Source organism: Amycolatopsis sp. NPDC114484 (assembly GCF_055633755.1).
The window spans coordinates 111,281-128,354 of the sequence record NZ_JBVKDQ010000013.1 but is presented as its reverse complement, the minus strand read 5'-3'; the positions used below and the strand labels follow the sequence as shown (position 1 = coordinate 128,354).

At 70.2% G+C, this 17,074-nt stretch carries 20 protein-coding genes; 12 read left to right on the top strand and 8 right to left on the bottom strand.

Features of this window, described 5'->3' with window-relative positions; all coding sequences use genetic code 11:
• Window positions 1-31: 31 nt before the first annotated feature.
• From ACZ7SW_RS28895 to ACZ7SW_RS28880, 4 genes are all read left to right on the top strand, one after another.
• The gene (locus tag ACZ7SW_RS28895; protein WP_470233509.1) at window positions 32-262 is read left to right on the top strand and encodes a LysR substrate-binding domain-containing protein; all 231 of its coding nucleotides are present in this window, start codon (window positions 32-34) and stop codon (window positions 260-262) included.
• A 7-nt stretch (window positions 263-269) separates the two neighbouring features.
• Entirely contained in the window at window positions 270-1,172 is a 903-nt protein-coding gene (locus ACZ7SW_RS28890) for an RNA polymerase subunit sigma-70 (RefSeq protein ID WP_470233508.1), read from the top strand.
• Between the two features lie 68 nt (window positions 1,173-1,240).
• A complete protein-coding gene (locus ACZ7SW_RS28885) occupies window positions 1,241-1,822 on the top strand; it encodes a dihydrofolate reductase family protein (protein ID WP_470233507.1) in 582 nt (193 codons plus the stop codon).
• A gap of 11 nt (window positions 1,823-1,833) precedes the next feature.
• Window positions 1,834-2,451 carry a hypothetical protein gene (locus ACZ7SW_RS28880; RefSeq protein ID WP_470233506.1) on the top strand — a complete coding sequence of 206 codons (618 nt, stop codon included), beginning with the start codon at window positions 1,834-1,836 and terminating at the stop codon, window positions 2,449-2,451.
• Between the two features lie 81 nt (window positions 2,452-2,532).
• Here ACZ7SW_RS28880 and ACZ7SW_RS28875 read toward each other — a convergent pair whose 3' ends face one another.
• Genes ACZ7SW_RS28875 through ACZ7SW_RS28865 form a run of 3 tightly spaced genes read right to left on the bottom strand, consistent with a single transcriptional unit; the run spans window position 2,533 to window position 4,813 of the window.
• Complete coding sequence (locus tag ACZ7SW_RS28875; RefSeq protein ID WP_470233505.1) at window positions 2,533-3,168, bottom strand: response regulator; 636 nt, start codon at window positions 3,166-3,168, stop codon at window positions 2,533-2,535.
• The gene (locus ACZ7SW_RS28870) at window positions 3,165-4,247 is read right to left on the bottom strand and encodes a sensor histidine kinase (protein ID WP_470233504.1); all 1,083 of its coding nucleotides are present in this window, start codon (window positions 4,245-4,247) and stop codon (window positions 3,165-3,167) included. Before ACZ7SW_RS28870 ends, ACZ7SW_RS28875 begins: the two co-directional genes overlap by 4 nt.
• Before the next feature lie 38 nt (window positions 4,248-4,285).
• Window positions 4,286-4,813 carry a DUF1453 domain-containing protein gene (locus ACZ7SW_RS28865; RefSeq protein WP_470233503.1) on the bottom strand — a complete coding sequence of 176 codons (528 nt, stop codon included), beginning with the start codon at window positions 4,811-4,813 and terminating at the stop codon, window positions 4,286-4,288.
• Between the two features lie 215 nt (window positions 4,814-5,028).
• Here ACZ7SW_RS28865 and ACZ7SW_RS28860 point away from each other — a divergent pair, with 215 nt between their 5' ends.
• The 4 genes from ACZ7SW_RS28860 (at window position 5,029) to ACZ7SW_RS28845 (ending at window position 8,257) form a co-directional block, all read left to right on the top strand.
• Window positions 5,029-6,297, top strand: a complete 1,269-nt coding sequence (locus tag ACZ7SW_RS28860; protein ID WP_470233502.1) for a cation:proton antiporter domain-containing protein — start codon at window positions 5,029-5,031, stop codon at window positions 6,295-6,297.
• A gap of 181 nt (window positions 6,298-6,478) precedes the next feature.
• Window positions 6,479-7,576 (top strand): glycosyltransferase family 2 protein, encoded by a 1,098-nt coding sequence (locus tag ACZ7SW_RS28855; protein WP_470233501.1) that lies wholly within the window; start codon window positions 6,479-6,481, stop codon window positions 7,574-7,576.
• Window positions 7,577-7,600: 24 nt separating this feature from the next.
• The gene (locus tag ACZ7SW_RS28850; protein ID WP_470233500.1) at window positions 7,601-7,762 is read left to right on the top strand and encodes a hypothetical protein; all 162 of its coding nucleotides are present in this window, start codon (window positions 7,601-7,603) and stop codon (window positions 7,760-7,762) included.
• A gap of 39 nt (window positions 7,763-7,801) precedes the next feature.
• Window positions 7,802-8,257, top strand: coding sequence for a GNAT family N-acetyltransferase (locus ACZ7SW_RS28845; RefSeq protein WP_470233499.1), 456 nt, complete (start codon window positions 7,802-7,804; stop codon window positions 8,255-8,257).
• Window positions 8,258-8,270: 13 nt separating this feature from the next.
• On the opposite strand, the gene ACZ7SW_RS28840 is transcribed toward ACZ7SW_RS28845, so the two are convergent.
• From ACZ7SW_RS28840 to ACZ7SW_RS28830, 3 genes are all read right to left on the bottom strand, one after another.
• Entirely contained in the window at window positions 8,271-10,949 is a 2,679-nt protein-coding gene (locus ACZ7SW_RS28840) for an alpha/beta hydrolase (RefSeq protein WP_470233498.1), read from the bottom strand.
• Between the two features lie 67 nt (window positions 10,950-11,016).
• A complete protein-coding gene (locus ACZ7SW_RS28835) occupies window positions 11,017-11,661 on the bottom strand; it encodes a TetR-type transcription factor C-terminal domain-containing protein (RefSeq protein WP_470233497.1) in 645 nt (214 codons plus the stop codon).
• A 339-nt stretch (window positions 11,662-12,000) separates the two neighbouring features.
• Window positions 12,001-12,903: an NmrA/HSCARG family protein gene (locus ACZ7SW_RS28830; RefSeq protein ID WP_470233496.1), complete on the bottom strand. Its 903-nt coding sequence runs from the start codon at window positions 12,901-12,903 to the stop codon at window positions 12,001-12,003.
• Window positions 12,904-12,998: 95 nt separating this feature from the next.
• On the opposite strand from ACZ7SW_RS28830, the gene ACZ7SW_RS28825 reads away from it, so the two are divergent.
• Complete coding sequence (locus ACZ7SW_RS28825) at window positions 12,999-13,559, top strand: TetR/AcrR family transcriptional regulator (protein WP_470233495.1); 561 nt, start codon at window positions 12,999-13,001, stop codon at window positions 13,557-13,559.
• On the opposite strand, the gene ACZ7SW_RS28820 is transcribed toward ACZ7SW_RS28825, so the two are convergent.
• Window positions 13,556-14,194: a TetR/AcrR family transcriptional regulator C-terminal domain-containing protein gene (locus tag ACZ7SW_RS28820; RefSeq protein ID WP_470233494.1), complete on the bottom strand. Its 639-nt coding sequence runs from the start codon at window positions 14,192-14,194 to the stop codon at window positions 13,556-13,558. The genes ACZ7SW_RS28825 and ACZ7SW_RS28820 overlap by 4 nt on opposite strands.
• Window positions 14,195-14,261: 67 nt before the next feature.
• On the opposite strand from ACZ7SW_RS28820, the gene ACZ7SW_RS28815 reads away from it, so the two are divergent.
• From ACZ7SW_RS28815 to ACZ7SW_RS28805, 3 genes are read left to right on the top strand one after another with little or no spacing between them, the layout of a single operon-like run.
• Complete coding sequence (locus ACZ7SW_RS28815; RefSeq protein WP_470233493.1) at window positions 14,262-15,221, top strand: PDR/VanB family oxidoreductase; 960 nt, start codon at window positions 14,262-14,264, stop codon at window positions 15,219-15,221.
• 11 nt (window positions 15,222-15,232) lie between these two features.
• Window positions 15,233-15,895 (top strand): MSMEG_1061 family FMN-dependent PPOX-type flavoprotein, encoded by a 663-nt coding sequence (locus ACZ7SW_RS28810; RefSeq protein ID WP_470233492.1) that lies wholly within the window; start codon window positions 15,233-15,235, stop codon window positions 15,893-15,895.
• Window positions 15,896-15,941: 46 nt separating this feature from the next.
• On the top strand, window positions 15,942-16,817 hold the full coding sequence (locus tag ACZ7SW_RS28805) for a phosphotransferase family protein (protein ID WP_470233491.1): 876 nt from the start codon (window positions 15,942-15,944) through the stop codon (window positions 16,815-16,817).
• Window positions 16,818-16,909: 92 nt separating this feature from the next.
• On the opposite strand, the gene ACZ7SW_RS28800 is transcribed toward ACZ7SW_RS28805, so the two are convergent.
• Window positions 16,910-17,056 carry a hypothetical protein gene (locus tag ACZ7SW_RS28800; protein WP_470233490.1) on the bottom strand — a complete coding sequence of 49 codons (147 nt, stop codon included), beginning with the start codon at window positions 17,054-17,056 and terminating at the stop codon, window positions 16,910-16,912.
• Window positions 17,057-17,074: the final 18 nt, after the last annotated feature.

The window sequence follows — 17,074 nt, the reverse complement described above, 5'->3', positions numbered from 1 at the left end:
TCTTCATGTCGGTTGGTCTCCTCGCTGCCGAATGCGAGTGGTCCAGGACGCTGTCCAATTCCCGACCATGCTCGGTCTCGTCGCCGCTGACACCGGCATCGCGATCGTGCCGAACGCCTTGCGCGCCTTGCGGTTGCCCGGACTGCGCTACCTCGCGCTCACCGACCCCGGCGCGTTCTCGACCGCCTCGGCGATCTCGCGCACCGACCGCGAAAACAACCCGGTGGTCGACCGTTTCCTCAGCGTCGCGCGTGCCGGATGATGTCCCGGTGGACTTCGAACCGCACCGCAGCGAACTGACCGCCTACTGCTACCGGATGGTCGGCTCGTTCCACGAGGCCGAGGACCTTGTGCAGGAAACGCTGCTGCGCGCGTGGAAAGCCCGCGACCGGTACGACCCGGCGCGCGCTTCGGTCCGGACCTGGCTGTACCGGATCGCGACCAACGTCTGCCTGACCGCTTTGGACGGCCGAGCCCGACGTCCGCTGCCGTCGGGTCTCGGTGCCGCCAGCGACGATCCGGGCGCACCGCTGCAACCGGCGATGGACATCCCGTGGCTGCAGCCGTTCCCCGACGCCCGCTGCGATGCCGACACCCGCGCCGGGCTGCGGCTGGCGTGGGTCGCCGCGACGCAGGTTCTCCCCGCGCGGCAGCGGGCGGTCGTCGTGCTCCGGTCGGTGCTCGAGTTCAGCGCGGCCGAGGTCGCGACGCAGCTGGAGACGACCGTTCCGGCGGTCAACAGCGCGCTGCAGCGAGCCCGCGCCGCACTCGCCGACGCGGGCGGGATGGACGAGATCGCCGAACCGGACGACGCGGAGACCCGAGCCGTGATCGACCGGTACGCGCAAGCCTTCGAGGCCGCCGACGTCGAGGCGCTCGTCCGGCTGCTCACCGACGACGCGATCCTGGAAATGCCGCCGGTGCCGCTGTGGTTCCGCGGCAGCGACGACTACGGCCGGTTCATGCACCGGGTGTTCGAGACGCGCGGGGCCGGCTGGACCGTCCGCGGGCTCACCGCCAACGGGCAGCCCGCGCTCGCCGCCTACACCCCCGACCGGCAGCTGCACACCCTGCAGGTCTTCACCGTGACCGGCGGGCGGATTTCGCACAACGTCGTCTTCGCCGATCCGCGCGTTTTCGAGGCGTTCGACCTGCCGCCGAAGATTTTTTAGCCGGAAGCGATGAGTTCGGCCGGGGCCGCCGGTAAGTACTGGCGACACCGATTGAAGGGATCTCCGCCATGAGCGTCATCGTCATCGCCTTCACCACCCTCGACGGCATCTCGTCCGACCCGGACGGCTCCTCCGGCGCCCCCGGCGGGGGCTGGGCCTTCCGGCACGGCCCGGAGTCCGTCGCGGGCGACAAATTCCGGCTCGGGACCACGCTGGACGACGGCGTCCTGCTGCTCGGCCGCAAGACCTGGCAGCTGTTCTCGGGCCTGTGGCCGCACCGCGACGACCCGTTCTCGCAGCGGATGAACGCCGTGCCCAAGCTGGTCGCCACGAGCACGCTCGCCGACACCAGCGCGTGGCAGAACTCGTCGGTCCTCGACGGCGACCTGGTCGACGCGGTGAAACGGGAGGAGCGGGACATCGTCGTCACCGGGAGCCTGAGCGTCGTGCACACGCTGATGGCAGCCGACCTGATCGACGAGTACCGGCTGCTGGCCTTCCCGACCGTCCTGGGCGCCGGGACCCGCCTCTTCCCGGACGGCACCGGACCCGCGCACCTGGAATGCGTATCGGCCGAACGCGTTGGCGCGGCGACGCTTTCGCGGTATGTGCGGGAAAATTCGGTGGAAGGCTCCGGCGCTAAGCCGTAACGTCACGGGCCATGTTGCTGCTCGTCTCAGGCGCGTCCGGCGTCGGCAAGACCACTGCCCGGTTACACGCGCGGCATCTGCTCGGCGAAACGTACGAGACCGCCGAACTGTTCACGCTCGGGCCGATCCCAGCCGTGCCGACTGTCGCCTGGCGGCAGGAACAGGTGGAAGTCGCGGTGCGGCGCGCGATCGCGCTCGAAGCCGAGGGCAGGCATCTGCTGTTCGCCGGTGATCCGGTGCCGGTCGGCGAAGCGCTGGCCGCGCCGAGTGCCGACCGGATCGACATCGCCGCCTGCCTGCTCGACATCGACGCCGAGGCCCACCTGGCGCGGCTCTCCCGACGCGGCGAGCCGAGCCAGGCAATCCCGCTGCACCAAGGATTCGCGGCGTGGCTGCGCGCGCACGCTCACGATCCCGGGCACGTTCCGGAAGCCGTGACGACCGACGCCTGGCCGGAAATGCGCTGGGACCGCTGGGTTGGCCGCGGTCCGGGGCCGGAGTGGGCGATGACGGTGATCGACACGTCTTCGCTCGTCCCGGAGGAGGTCGGCGAGGCGGTCGCGGAATGGTGCCGCCGGGCGGTGGCCGGGGAGGCTCCGGTCTTTCGGGCTGGGTGGTTCGCCCGATGACTGTCCGTGAGGGGAACCCTGAGGGAATCAGATTCCCTCTCACGGACTGCGAACTCCGCGAGCCACGGCCTTCCGGACCGCTCAGTCCGCGTACCCGTGCTCATGCGCGTAACGCACCGCCCGCGCCCGGGTCCCGCACCCGGTCTTCGCGAAGATCCGGTTCACGTGCGTCTTCACCGTCGCCTCGCTGACCTGCAGTTCCCGCGCGATCTCCCGGTTCCCCAGCCCCGCCGCGACCAGCTTCAGCACCTCCGCCTCCCGCGCCGTCAGCCCGTCCTCCGGCGGCGCGGCCGGACGCCGGGCCGCGGCCAGCAGCGTCCGCTGCACGGCCAGGTCCATCACGGTCTGCCCGGCCGCCGCGGCATGGATCGCGCGGCCGATCTCGTCGCCGTTCGCCGCCTTGGTCACGTAGCCGACCGCTCCCGCGTCCAGCGCGCGCACGATCGACGCGCTGTCCGCGTAAGTCGTGAGCACGACGACCCGGGCGCCCGGCGAGTCCGCGACGATCCGCCGGGTCGCCGCGGCCCCGTCGCAGCGCGGCAGGTCCAGGTCCATCAGCACGACGTCGGGCCGCAGCCGCACGGTCTCCTCGATCGCCGCGAGCCCGTCGCCCGCCTGCCCGGCGACCTCGATGTCCGGCAGCAGCCCGACCAGCAGCACCAAGCCTTCCCGCACCGCGGGCTGGTCCTCGGCCACGAGCACGCGCACGATCGTCATGCCGGGATCCTCACCGACAACCGCCAGCCCGCGCCGTCCGGGCCCGCGACCACCTCGCCGCCGACCAGTTCCGCTCGCTCGCGCAAGCCGGTCAGGCCGTATCCGGCCCCGGGCAGACCGCTGCCGGAACCCGTCCGGTTGACGACCGTCATCGTCACCTCTTCGTCCAGATAGGACAGTCCGACCGACACCGGCGCGCCGGCCGCGTGCTTGCGGGCGTTGGAAAGTCCTTCTTGGACAGTCCGGTAGAGCAACAGGGTGACGTCGGCGGCGAGTTCCCGGGGCTCGCCGGTCACCTGGATCGACGCGTTGTCCGGCAGCGAGCCGAACAACTCCGGCAGCGCCATCGGATCGCCGCGCAACGCGTGCACCGCCCGGCGCGTCTCGATCAAGCCGTCCTGAGCCAGCTGTCCAGCCTTACGCACACAAGCGGCGAGTTTTTCGTCCGGAGACGGCGACTCGGCCACCAGCCGCGCCACCGCCTGCAAATGCAGCGACAGCGCCGAGAGCGAATGCGCCTGGATGTCATGGACCTCCCTGACCAGCCGGGCGGGTTCCTCCAGCGTCGCGCCCCTGGCCACGGCTTCCCGCGTGAGCCGCGTCTGGTCCAGCAGGTCGCGGGCTTGCCGCACCTGCACCCGGTACTGCCGCCGGTTCAGCCCGAGCAGCACCACGACGGCCACCGCGAGCGCGTTCCCCGCCACGAGCCCGCCCGGCTGCCCGGCGAGATACCCGCCGGCGGTCGCTGCGACCCCCGCGACCGCAGCCACCGTGATGATCTCCGCCGGGCGGATCGCCGCCAGCGAGGACAACACCAGCAAGGACAGACATATCAACGACGGCCCGGTGAGACTTTGCTCCGCCACGGTGACGACCGCACCGAACAGGGCGGCCATCGAGAGCAGCACACCAGCCGCACGCGGCCAGCGAAGGTCCAGCAGCCCGAACGCCCACCCGCTCGCGGCGGAAGCCGCCAACGGCGCCCACTCCCACTCCGCGGCGGGCGTAGCGGTGACGAGGATCGCGGCGAAGGCGAACGGCGTGAGCAGCCGCATCACCACCAGCGACAGCCGACTCATCGCATTCCCTCCCCGGCCTTCTCGGCTGCTCAGCGTAGTCAGGCCCGCACCGGTTCCGCGTCGCGGACGGCTTCCAGCCGCCGGGACCGCCACAGCACCCCGCCGGCCCGCACCGCGACCATGGCCAGCGCCATCAGCACGAAGAACAGGCCCACGCCGTCCTCGTCCAGCTGCGTGCGGACCAGGAACTCGCCGACCTTCGCGGCGAACGGGCGCACGTTCTCCACCGCCCACACGAACACCAGCCGACCGGCCAGCACGGCGAGCCAGATCAGCAGGTACGGCCAGCCCGGCCAGGTCTGCACGCGCCCGGTGACCGGACTGCGCTCCACCCGGGTGGCGGCGATCAGCCCCGCGTCGGCGAGCGCTCCGACGACGGCCCCGGCCAGGCCGGCCACCAGATTCGGGCCGGCGAGCGCGATCCCGCCGGTGAAGTACAGGACTCCGATGACGGTGCACGAAACGAACGGCATGATGCCCATGACCAGGTTGTGCCTGCGGCGGCCCACCTGGGTGAAAAGAACGAGGGCGAGCAGGATCCCGCCCATGAGGAGAGCGTCGGTCATCGCGGCCTTCTTCTCGGGTCAGGCGGGCCGGAACACCCGCTTTCCCGACGCTAGGGCGCGGAACCCGCCGGATCGTCCAACCACCGGCCGATTCCGGGTGGACGTGACCTACACCCGGAATGCCGGAAAAGGGGCGCCCCGCCGGTACACTGTGGAGCGTCAGCGGCCGAAGTCGGCTGGGCGTACCCGAAAAAAGCCGTGGAGCCGGACGAACGATGATTCCCGCACTGCTGGTCCTCTCGGCCGCGGTCCTGATGCGCGCGCTCGCGGCCAAACAGCTCGACCGGTGGAACATCGCCGCGCCGGTGCTGATGGTGCTGTGCGGAGTCGCGACCGCGTCGTTCGCGAATCCCGGAAAACTGCTCGAGGTCTTCGACACCGAAATCGCGCAGCACGTCGCCGAGCTCATTCTCGCCATGCTGCTTTTCGTCGACGCCACCGAAGTCCGCGGCGGGCGGCTGTGGGGACACGCGCCCAGTCTCGTCGCGCGGGTGCTGTTCCTCGCGCTGCCGCTGAGTCTGGGGCTGGCCATGCTGGTCGGCTGGGCGTTCTTCCCGGGCCTGTCGTGGCCGCTGCTGCTGATCGTCGCGTGCATCGTCGTCCCGAGCGATTTCGCCGCCGCCGAACGCGTGGTGCGGGACAAGACCCTGACGCCGCAAGTGCGCAGCGTGCTGAATGTCGAAAGCGGCTACAACGACGGATTGGTCTCGCCGCTGTTCCTGTTCGCGCTTATTCTCGCGCGCACCGACAACACCGCGAACACCGCCGCGAAAGCGCTCGCGACCGCGTTGCCGTTCGCCCTCAAAGCACTTGTCGCCGGCGCGGTCATCGGCGCGGTGATCGGTTTCCTGCTGTTCCTCGCCGTCCGCTCCGGCTGGACTTCCGGGCAGGGGCGGCGCATCGCCATCCTCACTACTCCGCTGCTGACCTACGCGGCCACCGTCGCCATCGACGGCAACGGATTCGTCGCGTGTTTCGTCTCCGGGATCGCCTTCCGCTACGTCTACCGCGCCTTCGCCGCGCGGCACCTCCGCACCTCGGACACCTCCGCCCGCGAGCACTTCGCCCGGCCGTCCGAAGATCTGCGACTGCTCGAAGAGGTCACCGGGATCCTGACGATGGCGATGTGGTTCGTCGTCGGCGCGGCCGCGGTGGTCGTGGTGTCCTTCGGCGTGCCGTGGGAGCCGATCGTGTTCTGCCTCCTCGCGCTGACCGTCCTGCGGATCCTCCCGGTGATGCTGTCGCTGACGCGGACCCGGATGCCGCTGCGGGACCGGTTCCTCGTCGGCGCGCTCGGCCCGCGCGGCACGACGTCGGTCGTGTTCGGGCTGCTCGCGATCAACGGCCTGACCGGCGAGCAGAGCGACCTCGTGCTGACGCTGACGGTGGTCTGCGTCCTCGGCAGCGTAGCGCTGCACGGGCTCGGGTCGACGCCGCTCATCGCCCGGTTGATGGCCCCGCGAACGCACCGTCAGTCTCAGTAATATCTACGCACAGTAAACAGCGGCCAGATCGCGAATTCCTAGGTAACACCCAGGTTGTGCCGGAAAATCTCCCCCGAGCGGGGGGTCTATTGAATATTCACGTAGCGTTCCGTGACTGCCGGGAGAGTAAGGGGCAAGCGCGACGCACCGCGTCGCAGTTCCGCGCGGAGGACCCCCGCCCATGTCTGCACCCACGCTCGCCGAACCACGGGCCGGACGGCACCGTTCCGGCAGCGTGCGCGTCGTCGCCGTCATCCCCGCGCACGACGAAGAAGCACAGATCGCGCAGACCGTCGCCGCGCTGCGCGGGCAGGACCGGACAGTCGACGAGGTCTTCGTCGTCACCGACAACTGCACCGACGACACCACCGGAGCCGCTTCGGCCGCCGGAGCCCGGGTCCGGCCGTCCGAGAACAACACGCACAAGAAAGCCGGTGCGCTGAACCAGCTGCTCGCCTGGCTGCTGCCGTGCCTCGACGAGGACGACGTGATCCTTGTCCAGGATGCCGATTCCACTTTGGACCCTGAGTTCGTCAGCACCGCACTGCGCCATCTCGACCACGGTTACGGCGGCGTCGGCGGAGTCTTCCGCGGCGGGCCGGGCGGCGGGTTCGTCGGACACCTGCAGCGCAACGAGTACGCCCGCTACGCGCGCGACGTCCGACGCCTGCACGGAAAATGCTTGGTACTGACCGGAACCGCGGCGATGTTCCGGGTCCGCACCCTCCGCGAAGTCGCGAACGCACGGTTAGCCGGACAGCTGCCCGCGGGCGACGGCAGCGGCGGGATCTACGACACCACCGTGCTCACCGAGGACAACGAACTCACCTTCGCCCTGCTGCACCTCGGGCACCGGGTGATCTCGCCCAGCGCCTGCACGCTGGAAACCGAGGTCATGACCAGCTGGAGTGCATTGTGGACACAACGCTTGCGATGGAAGCGCGGCGCGGTGGAGAACTGTGTCCAATATGGACTCACTCGCGTCACCTGGCGGTATTGGGGCAGGCAGCTGCTGACCATCGCCGGAGTGCTGGTGAGCGGAATTTACCTGACCGCCCTCGCGGCGGCCGTTTACCGCGGCGGTCTGCACCTCAATCCGTGGTGGCTCGGCATCTCGGCGATTTTCGTGGTGGAACGGGTGGTGACCGTCCGGTACCGCGGCTGGCGCCGGATGCTGCTCGCCGCGTCGATGTACGAACTGGTGCTCGACTATTTCCTGCAGGCCTGCCATCTCAAGGCGTACGCGGACGCGCTCCTGCGCACCCGCAAGAACTGGTGAACACCGAGACGGAAAGAGAACCCCATGTACCAGAAAATCGGCGCGGCCTCGGCGGCCGGAGTGACCGGCGGACTCGCGTTCACCGGAGTGAACGCGCTGTGGCTGCTGCTGGCCGGATTCGCTTTGCTGGCAGCGGGAACCGCGTTGATGCGGATCCTGCCGAGGGTGCGCGAACACGGCCTGTGATCGCGCTACGCTGAGCGCTTCCGACGATCGGAGGCGCGCGTGCCGAACGAGATCGGCCTGCGCCCCGCGACGGCCGCGGACAGCGACTTCTGTTTCCAGGTGCACCGGGCCGCGTTAGGCGAGCACGTCGCCGCGATCTGGGGCTGGGACGAGGAAATCCAGCGCCGCTACCACGACCGCGCTTTCACCCCCGGCCAGTGGCAAGTGATCACTGTCGACGGAGCGGACGCGGGCCTGCTCGTGGTCGAGTACCGGCCGGCGGAGATCTTCCTCGGCCGGATCGAACTCGACCCCCGGCACCAGGGCAGCGGGATCGGCGGACGGCTGCTCCGGCGGCTGATCGGCGTCGCGGAGGAACGCGGCCAGCCGCTCGTGCTCGAAGTCCTCGCGGTCAACACCCGGGCGCACGCGTTCTACCTGCGGCACGGGTTCCGGGAGACCGGCGCAAACGAACGGAAAATCCTCCTGGCCCGAAGCCCGGGCCAGGAGGATTGACCGAATCCCGCCCTCAGCCCGCGTCCGTCACCGTTCCCGTCACGTCGACGTCCGGCCCGGACTCCTTCGGCTCGCCGGACACGTGCAGCAGAACGTGCTTGGCCGGATCGGCCCCGGCGTGCCGCAGGGTCGGGATCGTCAGCTCGCCGCTCGTCTCCCCCGCCGGAATCTGCACCACCACCGTCACCCCGGTCTCCGACAACGGCCGCGCCTTCTCCGGATCGACGCCGTGCTCGATCAGCCACTTCGGGTCGACGTCCGAGGTCATCAGCTCCGGCCCGGTCTTCGGCGCCTTGATCTCCCCCAGCACGCCGACCTCCGAATCGGCCACTGTGGACAGTCCGACCGGCCAGGTCAGCGTGCCGCCCTCGGCGGTCGACACGTCCGAGCGGCCGACGCTCGCTTTCGGGGCCGGGTCGTCGTTCTCGACGTTCAGCGAACCCTCCGCCCCGCCGATCACCGTGCCGCGCGTCGCCTTCACGTCGGCCAGCATCCGGTACGGCCAGCTCCACCGGGTGTTCCCGACGACCGTCGCGGGCAGGTCGAGGGTGTGCTGTCCCGGCGCGAGCGTGACCGCTTGATACGTCCACTTCTGCGACATCGGCGAGCTCGAATCGATCCGGAAGACCCGCACCGAACCGCCGCTGTCCCCGGTCACCGTGACCGGGATCTGGTACGTCTTCGAGCCGGAATCGCCTTCCTTGACCGTCATCGAACCGAGGTCGACGCGCGTCAGCGGGGCCGGAGCCGGGTCGGGCAGACCGGGCCGCCAGGCGTACGCGTCCAGCAGCCACGCCTCGCCGCCCGCTTTCCGCGGCGTCAGTTCCAGGCCGGCCATCTCCAGGTGCGGCGGCAGCGGGACCCGGACTTCCTGGCCCCAGAACGACTTCGTCCGTTCGGTCCCGGCCAGCCCGGCCACGGTCACCGCGCCCAGTTTCGTGCGCTTGCCCCGCGCATCGGTGACCGCGACGTCGAACGACTCGGCCGGAGCGTTCTCCGGCGCGATGACCCGCATCGCCAACGCCCGCGCACCGCTCGAAGAAACGGGGCTGGGCAACTGGATCTTCGCCGGGTCCCCGGCCGAGCGCACGTGCACGGCGGTCCGCGTCGGATCGGGGGCGTCCTCGAGTCCGACGAAATGCGGCGATTTGGAGACACCTGCGTTCGCGAGACACCGGTTGTCCGGGCCGACCTGCTGGCAGACGTCGCCGCCGGTGACCTTCGTCGACGAATCCGGGATCAGCACCAGAGTCCGCGCGCCGCCGAGCGCGTGCGTCAACACGTGCGCCGGATCGGCGGACGGCGCACGCACGCCCGAGCCGTCCAGCAACGGCTGCACCCGCAGATCGTGCTTCTGGAACAGCTGCGCCGCCGCGGCGACATAGGTCGCGCCGACGGCTCGCTGCTGCGCGTCCGTCAGCCGCGCGGGCACGCCGGGCGAGCAGTTCGGATCCGGCTCCGGGGAAGAGAAATCGTCCTGGGCCGGGGCCACCGCGACACCCGGAGTCCATTCGGCGTTGAAGAAGTTGTGGTTCGCCCCGGAGACGTACAGCGCGCTGTGCAAGGCGGTGTCCCGGCTGACGCCGCGAGCCGCGTCGATGTATTGCTGTCCTTGAAGATCCGAGACGTCGCCGTCGCACGAGGGCAGGAAGGTGACCGACGGGACGTCCGGCACCGGGTTGAGCCCGAACACGGTCGGCGCGATCAGCACGTTTCCGCGGATCTTCCACCGGACCGGCCCGGAGAACCCGGTGTCGCCCGGCGGCGGATACAAACTGTCCATCGCGGCGCGGTTGACGCCCTCGCCGCCCCGGGAATGCCCGACCAGCAACACATTCGACAGGTCCGCCGCCGGGGAATCGCGGACGATCCGCGGGGCGGCCGGGCGAGCGCTGCCGGACCAGTCCGCCCAGTGCGCCAGGTGCAGCCGGACCAGCGACGACCGGGCCCGCGCACCGCCGTCCCGCGCCGCGTGGTCGAGCGCGTTGATCGCGTCGGCCGACACGGACACCGTCACGAATCCCTGCGACGCCAGCAATTCCTGGGTCTGCAGGTAGCCGCGATAGCTCGGGATCGGCAGCGTCCCGGCCTTGCACGGCCAAGCCGTCGAGTAGTCGTCCGGATCGGCCGGGTTGTAGCAGGGCTGGTGCCTGCCGTGCAGGAACACCACCAGCGGCCGGTTCCCCGGCGCGTGTTCCGGCGCGACGACCAGGCCCTGCATCTCGATCGGCCCGTCCAGCCCCGGCAGCCGCACCGGGTCGAGCGAGTACTCGCCCTTGACCGTCGAGTACTGCCCGGGTTTACCGGGATCCACGGCATTGGCGGGCAACTCGGGCAGCGGCGCCGGGGCCGGTTGGTTCGCCGTCGCCTTGGGCGCCTCGGTCAGCGAACGCCCGCCGACGCGCGCCTCGAGCCCGCGCAGATCGCGGATCCCGCCGGACGGCAGCGAGAACGTCCGCAGATCCGCCCTCGGCTGGGCGCGGCCGAGCAGCTCGCCGCCGGACCAGAATTCCACCGCACCGTCGCCGAACAGCGGTTTCGGCGCGGTCCAGACCAGCTGGCCGTCGGCGACCCGCCATTCAGGCGACGCCGCCGGACCAGGGGCCGGACTCGCCGCCGCCGGCTGCGCCAGCGTGACCGCCATGACCGCGGCCGCCGCGATGGGGACGAATTTGCGCAGAAGGACCTTCACTGGGTGCTCCCTCCCCGATGATCTTTCCTTTCTACCGGGAGGGACGTCCGCCGTGCCAGGCCGGTTTTCAGGCCCGGCTCTCCGGCAGCGACCCCGTGCGCAGCCCGGCCACGACGATTTCGCCGAACGCGTCGCCGATCTGCCGGGGCGTCATCGCGCCGCGCGGGTCGAGCCAGGTGTGCGCCCACGCGGCCACGCCGATCACCGCGAACGCGAGCACCCGCGCGGTCGCGACCGGTTTGAACGCGCCGCTCTCGATCCCGCGCTCGACCACCTGCGTGACGAGCGCTTCGAACTCGTCGCGCTTGCGCTCGATCGAGGCGAACGTCGTGCTGGAGAGAAACCGGCGTTCCTGCTGGAAAATCGAGATCTCGGACCGGTAGACGCCGATCGGCTCGACCAGCACCTCGGTCATCACCCGGCGCAGCACCCGCTCCGGCGCGCCGCCCTCGGCGAGCACCTCGCGGATCCGCCGCAGCTGGAAATCCATGAACTGGTCGTGGATTTCGCGCAGCACGTCCTCTTTGGTCTCGAAATGGTAGTAGAAAGCGCCTTTGGTGAGCTTCGCGGTGTCGACGATTTTCCGCACCGACGTGGCGTGGAAACCGTCCTGTTCGAACAGCTCTAGCGCGGCGCCGACCAGCGCCCGCCGCGTGGCGTCCGGATCGCGCGGCGCCCGGGTCCGGCCCGTGGTCGGCTGGACAGCGGCCATCGGAGTCGCTCCTCACTGGCCGGGCTGGCCGCGGTTGCCGGGCCCAGAAGGTAACAAAGAATCCCGCCAGGACGGCGCGAAATCGGCAAGTCCGGCCCGGGCGCACCAGGGCAGAACTGCCGTCATCGCGCACCCGCACCAACCGGCTGACACGAACGGAGCAACGCGCACCGGCTTGCCGCGGACCGGGACGGCGAAAAGGCGGGGCGCAGGCTCTCCGGCCGACCTTGCCGCACCTGGCGGCACCGAAACCGACCTAGCGCTGGTCGTCACCGAGGTGCTGGCCCACCCCTTACGCCAATCCTCGCCCAGATCTGGAACCCTTGCTGGGCCAAGCGTTCAGGCCCGCATAGCCGTCTCCGCCCATTCCTCGAAGGAAGTCAGCGGAATCCCGAGTTCGCGCGCGAACTCGGGCCGCGCCGGCTGTCCGAGCTCGTTCAGCATCGTGTGCGAGAACCCCATCGGCGGCATGCCGGCGGCGAGCGCCTCTTCGACAGTCATGTCCGGCACCGCCAACGGCACCCCCAGCACGCGAGACAGAATCGGCGCGATCTCCGTCATCGGCCGATAGTCGCTCGCCAGCTCCAGTTCGACCCGGTCGAACCGCTCCGGCTCCGCGATGGCCGCGGCAGCCGCCCGGCCGATGTCCCGCACCGCCACCAGGGACAACCGAGTCTCCGGACGCAAGAGCGTCACCAGCCCGCCCTCGATCCCGCGCGGGAACACATACCGCGCGGACGGCAGGAAGTTCTCCATGAAGAACGCCGGTTTGAGCAGCGTCCAACGCCGGAATCCCGCCGCGCGGAGCCGATCCTGGAGCGCCGCCTTCGTACCCATCGCCGGCGCCATGAACGCCCAGCGCTCCTCGGCCAATTCCGGTGCTCCCGCCCCGCTCACCGAGGTGTGCACGAACTGCGGCACCCCCGCTTTCTCCGCTGCCTCAATAAGATTCACCCCTTGAGCCACCTCGCCCGCGAAGTCCGGCTCCGCCCCGCTCATGTCCGGCATCTGCACGCTGAACACCGCTCGCACGCCGTTGACCGCGGGCGCCAACCCGTCCCGATCATGCAAATCCCCGACGACGAGTTCGGCGCCCAGCGCCTCGACCGCCTTCGCCCGTTCCGACGCCGGATCCCGGACCAGCGCGCGAACCGGCACCCCCGCCGCCAGCAACTCGCGCGCGGTCGCGCCGCCCTGCTGTCCGGTCGCGCCGACGACCAGTACCGGTGCTTCCTCAACCATGACTCTCCCTGAGAACACTAAGTGGCGGACCCCGCCGTTTCATGTCCGCTACGATACGGCGGGGCCCGCCACTTAGCAAACCCGGAGGTCACGCCATGCCCGTCCAGCAACGCGCAGACGCGCGGCGCAACTACGCGCGGATTCTCGAAGTGGCCGAGGAGGAGGTCGCCGCGCACGGGGCGAACGCGTCGCTGGAGCAGATCGCGCGCACGGCCGGAGTCGGCTCCGCGACCGTGCGGCGGCACTTCCCCACCCGGCACGCGCTGCTGGAAGCGGTCTCGCAGGAACGGGTCGCCCTGCTGGCCGCCCGCGCGCAGGAGCTGGCCGGGGAAGCCGACAGCCGCCGCGCGCTCCTGGAATGGCTGGACGACGTGGTCAGCTACTGCGTGACCGCCCGCGGCCTCGCGGCGGCCCTGGCCTACGACACGCCAGATCCGGCGCACGGAAACTCCTGCTCGGCGACCCTGGAAGAGTCCGCGGCCCCGCTACTGGCCCGCGCGGCCCGCGACGGGGCCGTATCGCCGGAGGTGACCATCGGCGACCTGATCGCGTTGATCGTCGGCATCACCCTGACGACCGAACGCCACCCCGACCCGGCCGCCGAGGCGAGCCGCCTGTTCCGGATCGCGGTGGCGGGGATCAGCCCGCCGGGCTAGGCGCGCGCGACGCTCCGCACCCCGGCGAGCAGCAATTCCAGCCCGAAAGCGAACCGCTCCTCGAAGTCGAGCATCGACTCCATCGGCCCCGACTCCAGGTGCGCGTACTTCCGCGCCCCCAGCACCCCCCTCAGCACCTCGACCTCGTCCCCGGTCGCGCCCTGTTCCTCGAGCGTCTCCCCGAGCACGTAGCAGAACACCGCGCCGGTCGCCCAGATCGCCTGCTTCCGCGGCAGCCCGGAGGCCAGCAGGCAGCCCAGCAGAGTGTCCACATAGGTCAGATTGCTGCGTTTGGCCGCGTAGTTCCCGCCGACGATCCGCGCCCCGTCCCGATGCGCGAGCAGCGCCGTGCGCAATCCGGCGGCCAAGCTCCGCACCCGGCTCTCCCAGTCGCCGTCCTCGGCGGGCAGGTCCGAGACCGCGCCGGCGAGGATCGCCTCGGCCATTTCGTCGATCAGCGCGTCCTTGCCGTCGAACAGCCGGTAGATCGCGGGCAGGTGCAGCCCCATCCGGTCGGCCAGCTGGCGCATGGTGAGCGCCTCCAGCCCGCCCGCGTCGACCAGGTCCAGCGCCTCGGCCACCGCCCGCTCGGCCCGCGTCGCCGCGATTCCCGCCCGTTTCGCCTCGGTTGACATGTTAACGATGTTACCAATACGCTCGGCCAAACGGCAAGTAACAACGTTAACAAAAGGAGGGAAGCCGATGCCCCCGCACTCCGGAACCGCCGGGAAGCTGGACGTCGCCGTCCGGCAGCTGCGCTGGGAAGCCGACGGCGTCGTCTCGCTGGACCTTGCGGACCCGACCGGGAAACCGCTGCCGAGCTGGGAACCCGGCGCGCACCTCGACCTCGTGCTGCCGAACGGCCTCGAACGGCAGTACTCGCTCTGCGGTCCGCCCGGCGAACGCTCGCACTACCGGATCGGCGTCCGCCGGGAACGCGCGAGCCGAGGCGGTTCGGAATACGTGCACGCGTTTCTCCGACCCGGACAGCGCGTCTCGATCAAAGGCCTGCGGAACAATTTCGCCTTCCTCCCCGCCCCCTCGTACGTCTTCGTGGCGGGCGGGATCGGCATCACTCCGATCCTGCCGATGGTCCGCGCCGCGCAGGCCCAGGGCGCCGATTGGCGGCTGTACTTCGGCGGCCGCACCAGCGCGTCGATGCCGTTCCTCGACGAACTCCGCGGCTACGGCGAGCGCGTGCGCTGCCACTCCTCGGACACCACCGGCCGGATTCCGTTGGCCGAACTGGAAAAGCCCGTCGAGACGGGCGCGAAGGTCTACGCCTGCGGTCCGGCTTCGCTGCTGTCCGATTTGGACACCGCAGCGGCGAATTGGCCGGAGGACGCCTTGCGCCTGGAACGTTTCAAAGCGCCACCGGCCGCCCCGGCGGAAAACAAGCCGATCGAAGTGGAATGCGCGACCTCGAAGAAAACCGTGTCCGTCGCCGCTGACGAAAGCATTGTCAGCGCACTCGAAAAGGCGGGCATCCGGCCGGCGACCTCGTGCCGGTCCGGCATCTGCGGCTCCTGCGAGACCAAAGTGCTCGATGGCGTCCCCGACCACCGCGACGGCATCCTCTCTTCGAGCGAACAGGCAGCGGGCGACCGGATGTTCGTCTGCGTGTCGCGCGCCCGCACCCCACGGCTGGTCCTCGACCTGTGACGGGAGAAAGCATGACCACCGCGGCAGACGCCTACGCCCCGATCTCCATGGCGCGCGTCCGGGAGATCATCGGTTTCCCGGACCAGTTCATCGCCGAGAAAAAGGAACCGCACCTCGGCGAATTCGCCATGCGGTTCATCGCGCACAGCACGTTCTTCTGCGCCGCCACCTTCGGCGCCGACGGCCTGCCGGACGTCGGCCCGAAAGGCGACCCGCCCGGTTCGGTGCGGATCCTCGACCCGTGGACGCTCGCCATCCCCGACCGTCCGGGCAACAAACTCGCCGACACCTTCGAGAACATCACCGCCAACCCGTCGATCGGGCTGGTCTTCTTCGTGCCCGGCCTGCGCGAGGTGATGCGGGTCAACGGCGACGCCTTCGTCACCGACGACCCGGAACTGCTGAACATGCTCAGCGCGGACGGCAAACCCGCCGTGCTCGCGACGATCGTCCGCGTGCGCGAAGTGTTCGGGCAGTGCGGAAAAGCCGTCATCCGAGCGCGGTTGTGGGAGGGCGACACCCGAGGGCTCGCCGAAGCGGCGACCCTCGGCGGCGATTTCTACACGCTCTCCATCGCCGAGCAAGCGCAAAAGATGAACAACAGCCTGGGCGACCTCGTCGGCGGCGCCCTGTACGACGTGATCGACGACAAGTACCGGAACGAACTGTTCTAGAAACTCCGTTGCTCCCACCACGAAGCCCTGCCTAGTATCCCGATTCGTGCGATCCCGACCGTCTTTCCCCACCGACGCCGCCCTCGCCCGCACGCTCGCCGAGCATTGGCGGCCCGTCTCCGAGATCGCTTATCTGCCTTGGGGTTTCGGCGCGCACCACTGGCGCGCCGATACCCTGTTCGTCACGCTGGACCAGCTCGAACCCCGGCACACCGCGGCGTCTCTCGAAAGCACCTACGCGAGCGCCGCCGAACTGGCCGCCGCCGGGCTCGAGTTCGTCTGCGCGCCAGTACCCGCGCGATCCGGCCAGTTCACAGTGGACACCGGCGTCGGAGCGCTCAGCGTCACCCCGCTGCTGAACGGCCGCAGCCCCGCGGAATACGAGGTCGACAAACCGGCAATTCTCGCCGCGCTCGACGCCCTGCACCGCACCCCGCCACCCGCCGGACTGCGCCACTGGTCACCGCGGGTCGGCCCGGATTTCGCCGAGGAGCTGCGCTCCCGCACCGCCGAACCGTGGACGTCCGGCCCGATGGCCGAGCAAGCCCGCACCGCACTCGCTGCCCGCGCCGACGCGATCGACCGCTGGAACGACCGCTACCTGGAACTGGCCGCCGTCGCCGCCTCCCGCCGCGGCGCCTGGGTCCCGACCCACGGAGAACCGCACAACGACAACCAGGTGACGACCCCGGACGGCCTGCGCCTGGTCGACTGGGAAACCCTCGCCGTCGCCCCGCGCGAACGCGACTACGCCGACCTGCCCGGCACCGCGGGCCTGGACCCGGAGATGGTCGAACTGTTCGCCCTCGACTGGCGGCTGTCCGAACTGCGCGAATACGCGGACTGGTTTTCCGCGCCGCACACCGGGACCGAGGACGACGTCATCGCACTGGAAGGCTTGCACGAGGAGCTGGCGGCCTAGGTCGCCGGGTGCGGGTGACGACATCCGGTTGCCCGAGCCCCTTGGCGTCGACCCAGCCGCCGCTCTCGAGATGACCGGTGGCGGCCAGCCGGTCAAGCTGGCCAGGCGGCCAGTTCGTCCGGGCCGCCGGTCGCGGTGAACGCGAGGCTGGTCGGCTCGTCCGGCAACGTGAACAACTGGTTGTGCGACTCGTCGCCGCGCAGAGTCCGGCCGCCCAGGTGCACCCCGACGGTCAGCATGACAAGCCGCGCGTCCGG

What these genes read in the sequence shown, in the direction of transcription:
- ACZ7SW_RS28895 (WP_470233509.1), top strand. Translation starts at nt 32, where the DNA reads ATGCGAGTGGTCCAGGACGCTGTCCAATTCCCGACCATGCTCGGTCTC.
- ACZ7SW_RS28885 (WP_470233507.1), top strand. Translation starts at nt 1,241, where the DNA reads ATGAGCGTCATCGTCATCGCCTTCACCACCCTCGACGGCATCTCGTCC.
- ACZ7SW_RS28880 (WP_470233506.1), top strand. Translation starts at nt 1,834, where the DNA reads ATGTTGCTGCTCGTCTCAGGCGCGTCCGGCGTCGGCAAGACCACTGCC.
- ACZ7SW_RS28875 (WP_470233505.1), bottom strand. Translation starts at nt 3,168, where the DNA reads ATGACGATCGTGCGCGTGCTCGTGGCCGAGGACCAGCCCGCGGTGCGG.
- ACZ7SW_RS28870 (WP_470233504.1), bottom strand. Translation starts at nt 4,247, where the DNA reads ATGAGTCGGCTGTCGCTGGTGGTGATGCGGCTGCTCACGCCGTTCGCC.
- ACZ7SW_RS28865 (WP_470233503.1), bottom strand. Translation starts at nt 4,813, where the DNA reads ATGACCGACGCTCTCCTCATGGGCGGGATCCTGCTCGCCCTCGTTCTT.
- ACZ7SW_RS28860 (WP_470233502.1), top strand. Translation starts at nt 5,029, where the DNA reads ATGATTCCCGCACTGCTGGTCCTCTCGGCCGCGGTCCTGATGCGCGCG.
- ACZ7SW_RS28855 (WP_470233501.1), top strand. Translation starts at nt 6,479, where the DNA reads ATGTCTGCACCCACGCTCGCCGAACCACGGGCCGGACGGCACCGTTCC.
- ACZ7SW_RS28850 (WP_470233500.1), top strand. Translation starts at nt 7,601, where the DNA reads ATGTACCAGAAAATCGGCGCGGCCTCGGCGGCCGGAGTGACCGGCGGA.
- ACZ7SW_RS28835 (WP_470233497.1), bottom strand. Translation starts at nt 11,661, where the DNA reads ATGGCCGCTGTCCAGCCGACCACGGGCCGGACCCGGGCGCCGCGCGAT.
- ACZ7SW_RS28830 (WP_470233496.1), bottom strand. Translation starts at nt 12,903, where the DNA reads ATGGTTGAGGAAGCACCGGTACTGGTCGTCGGCGCGACCGGACAGCAG.
- ACZ7SW_RS28825 (WP_470233495.1), top strand. Translation starts at nt 12,999, where the DNA reads ATGCCCGTCCAGCAACGCGCAGACGCGCGGCGCAACTACGCGCGGATT.
- ACZ7SW_RS28820 (WP_470233494.1), bottom strand. Translation starts at nt 14,194, where the DNA reads ATGTCAACCGAGGCGAAACGGGCGGGAATCGCGGCGACGCGGGCCGAG.
- ACZ7SW_RS28815 (WP_470233493.1), top strand. Translation starts at nt 14,262, where the DNA reads ATGCCCCCGCACTCCGGAACCGCCGGGAAGCTGGACGTCGCCGTCCGG.
- ACZ7SW_RS28810 (WP_470233492.1), top strand. Translation starts at nt 15,233, where the DNA reads ATGACCACCGCGGCAGACGCCTACGCCCCGATCTCCATGGCGCGCGTC.
- ACZ7SW_RS28800 (WP_470233490.1), bottom strand. Translation starts at nt 17,056, where the DNA reads ATGCTGACCGTCGGGGTGCACCTGGGCGGCCGGACTCTGCGCGGCGAC.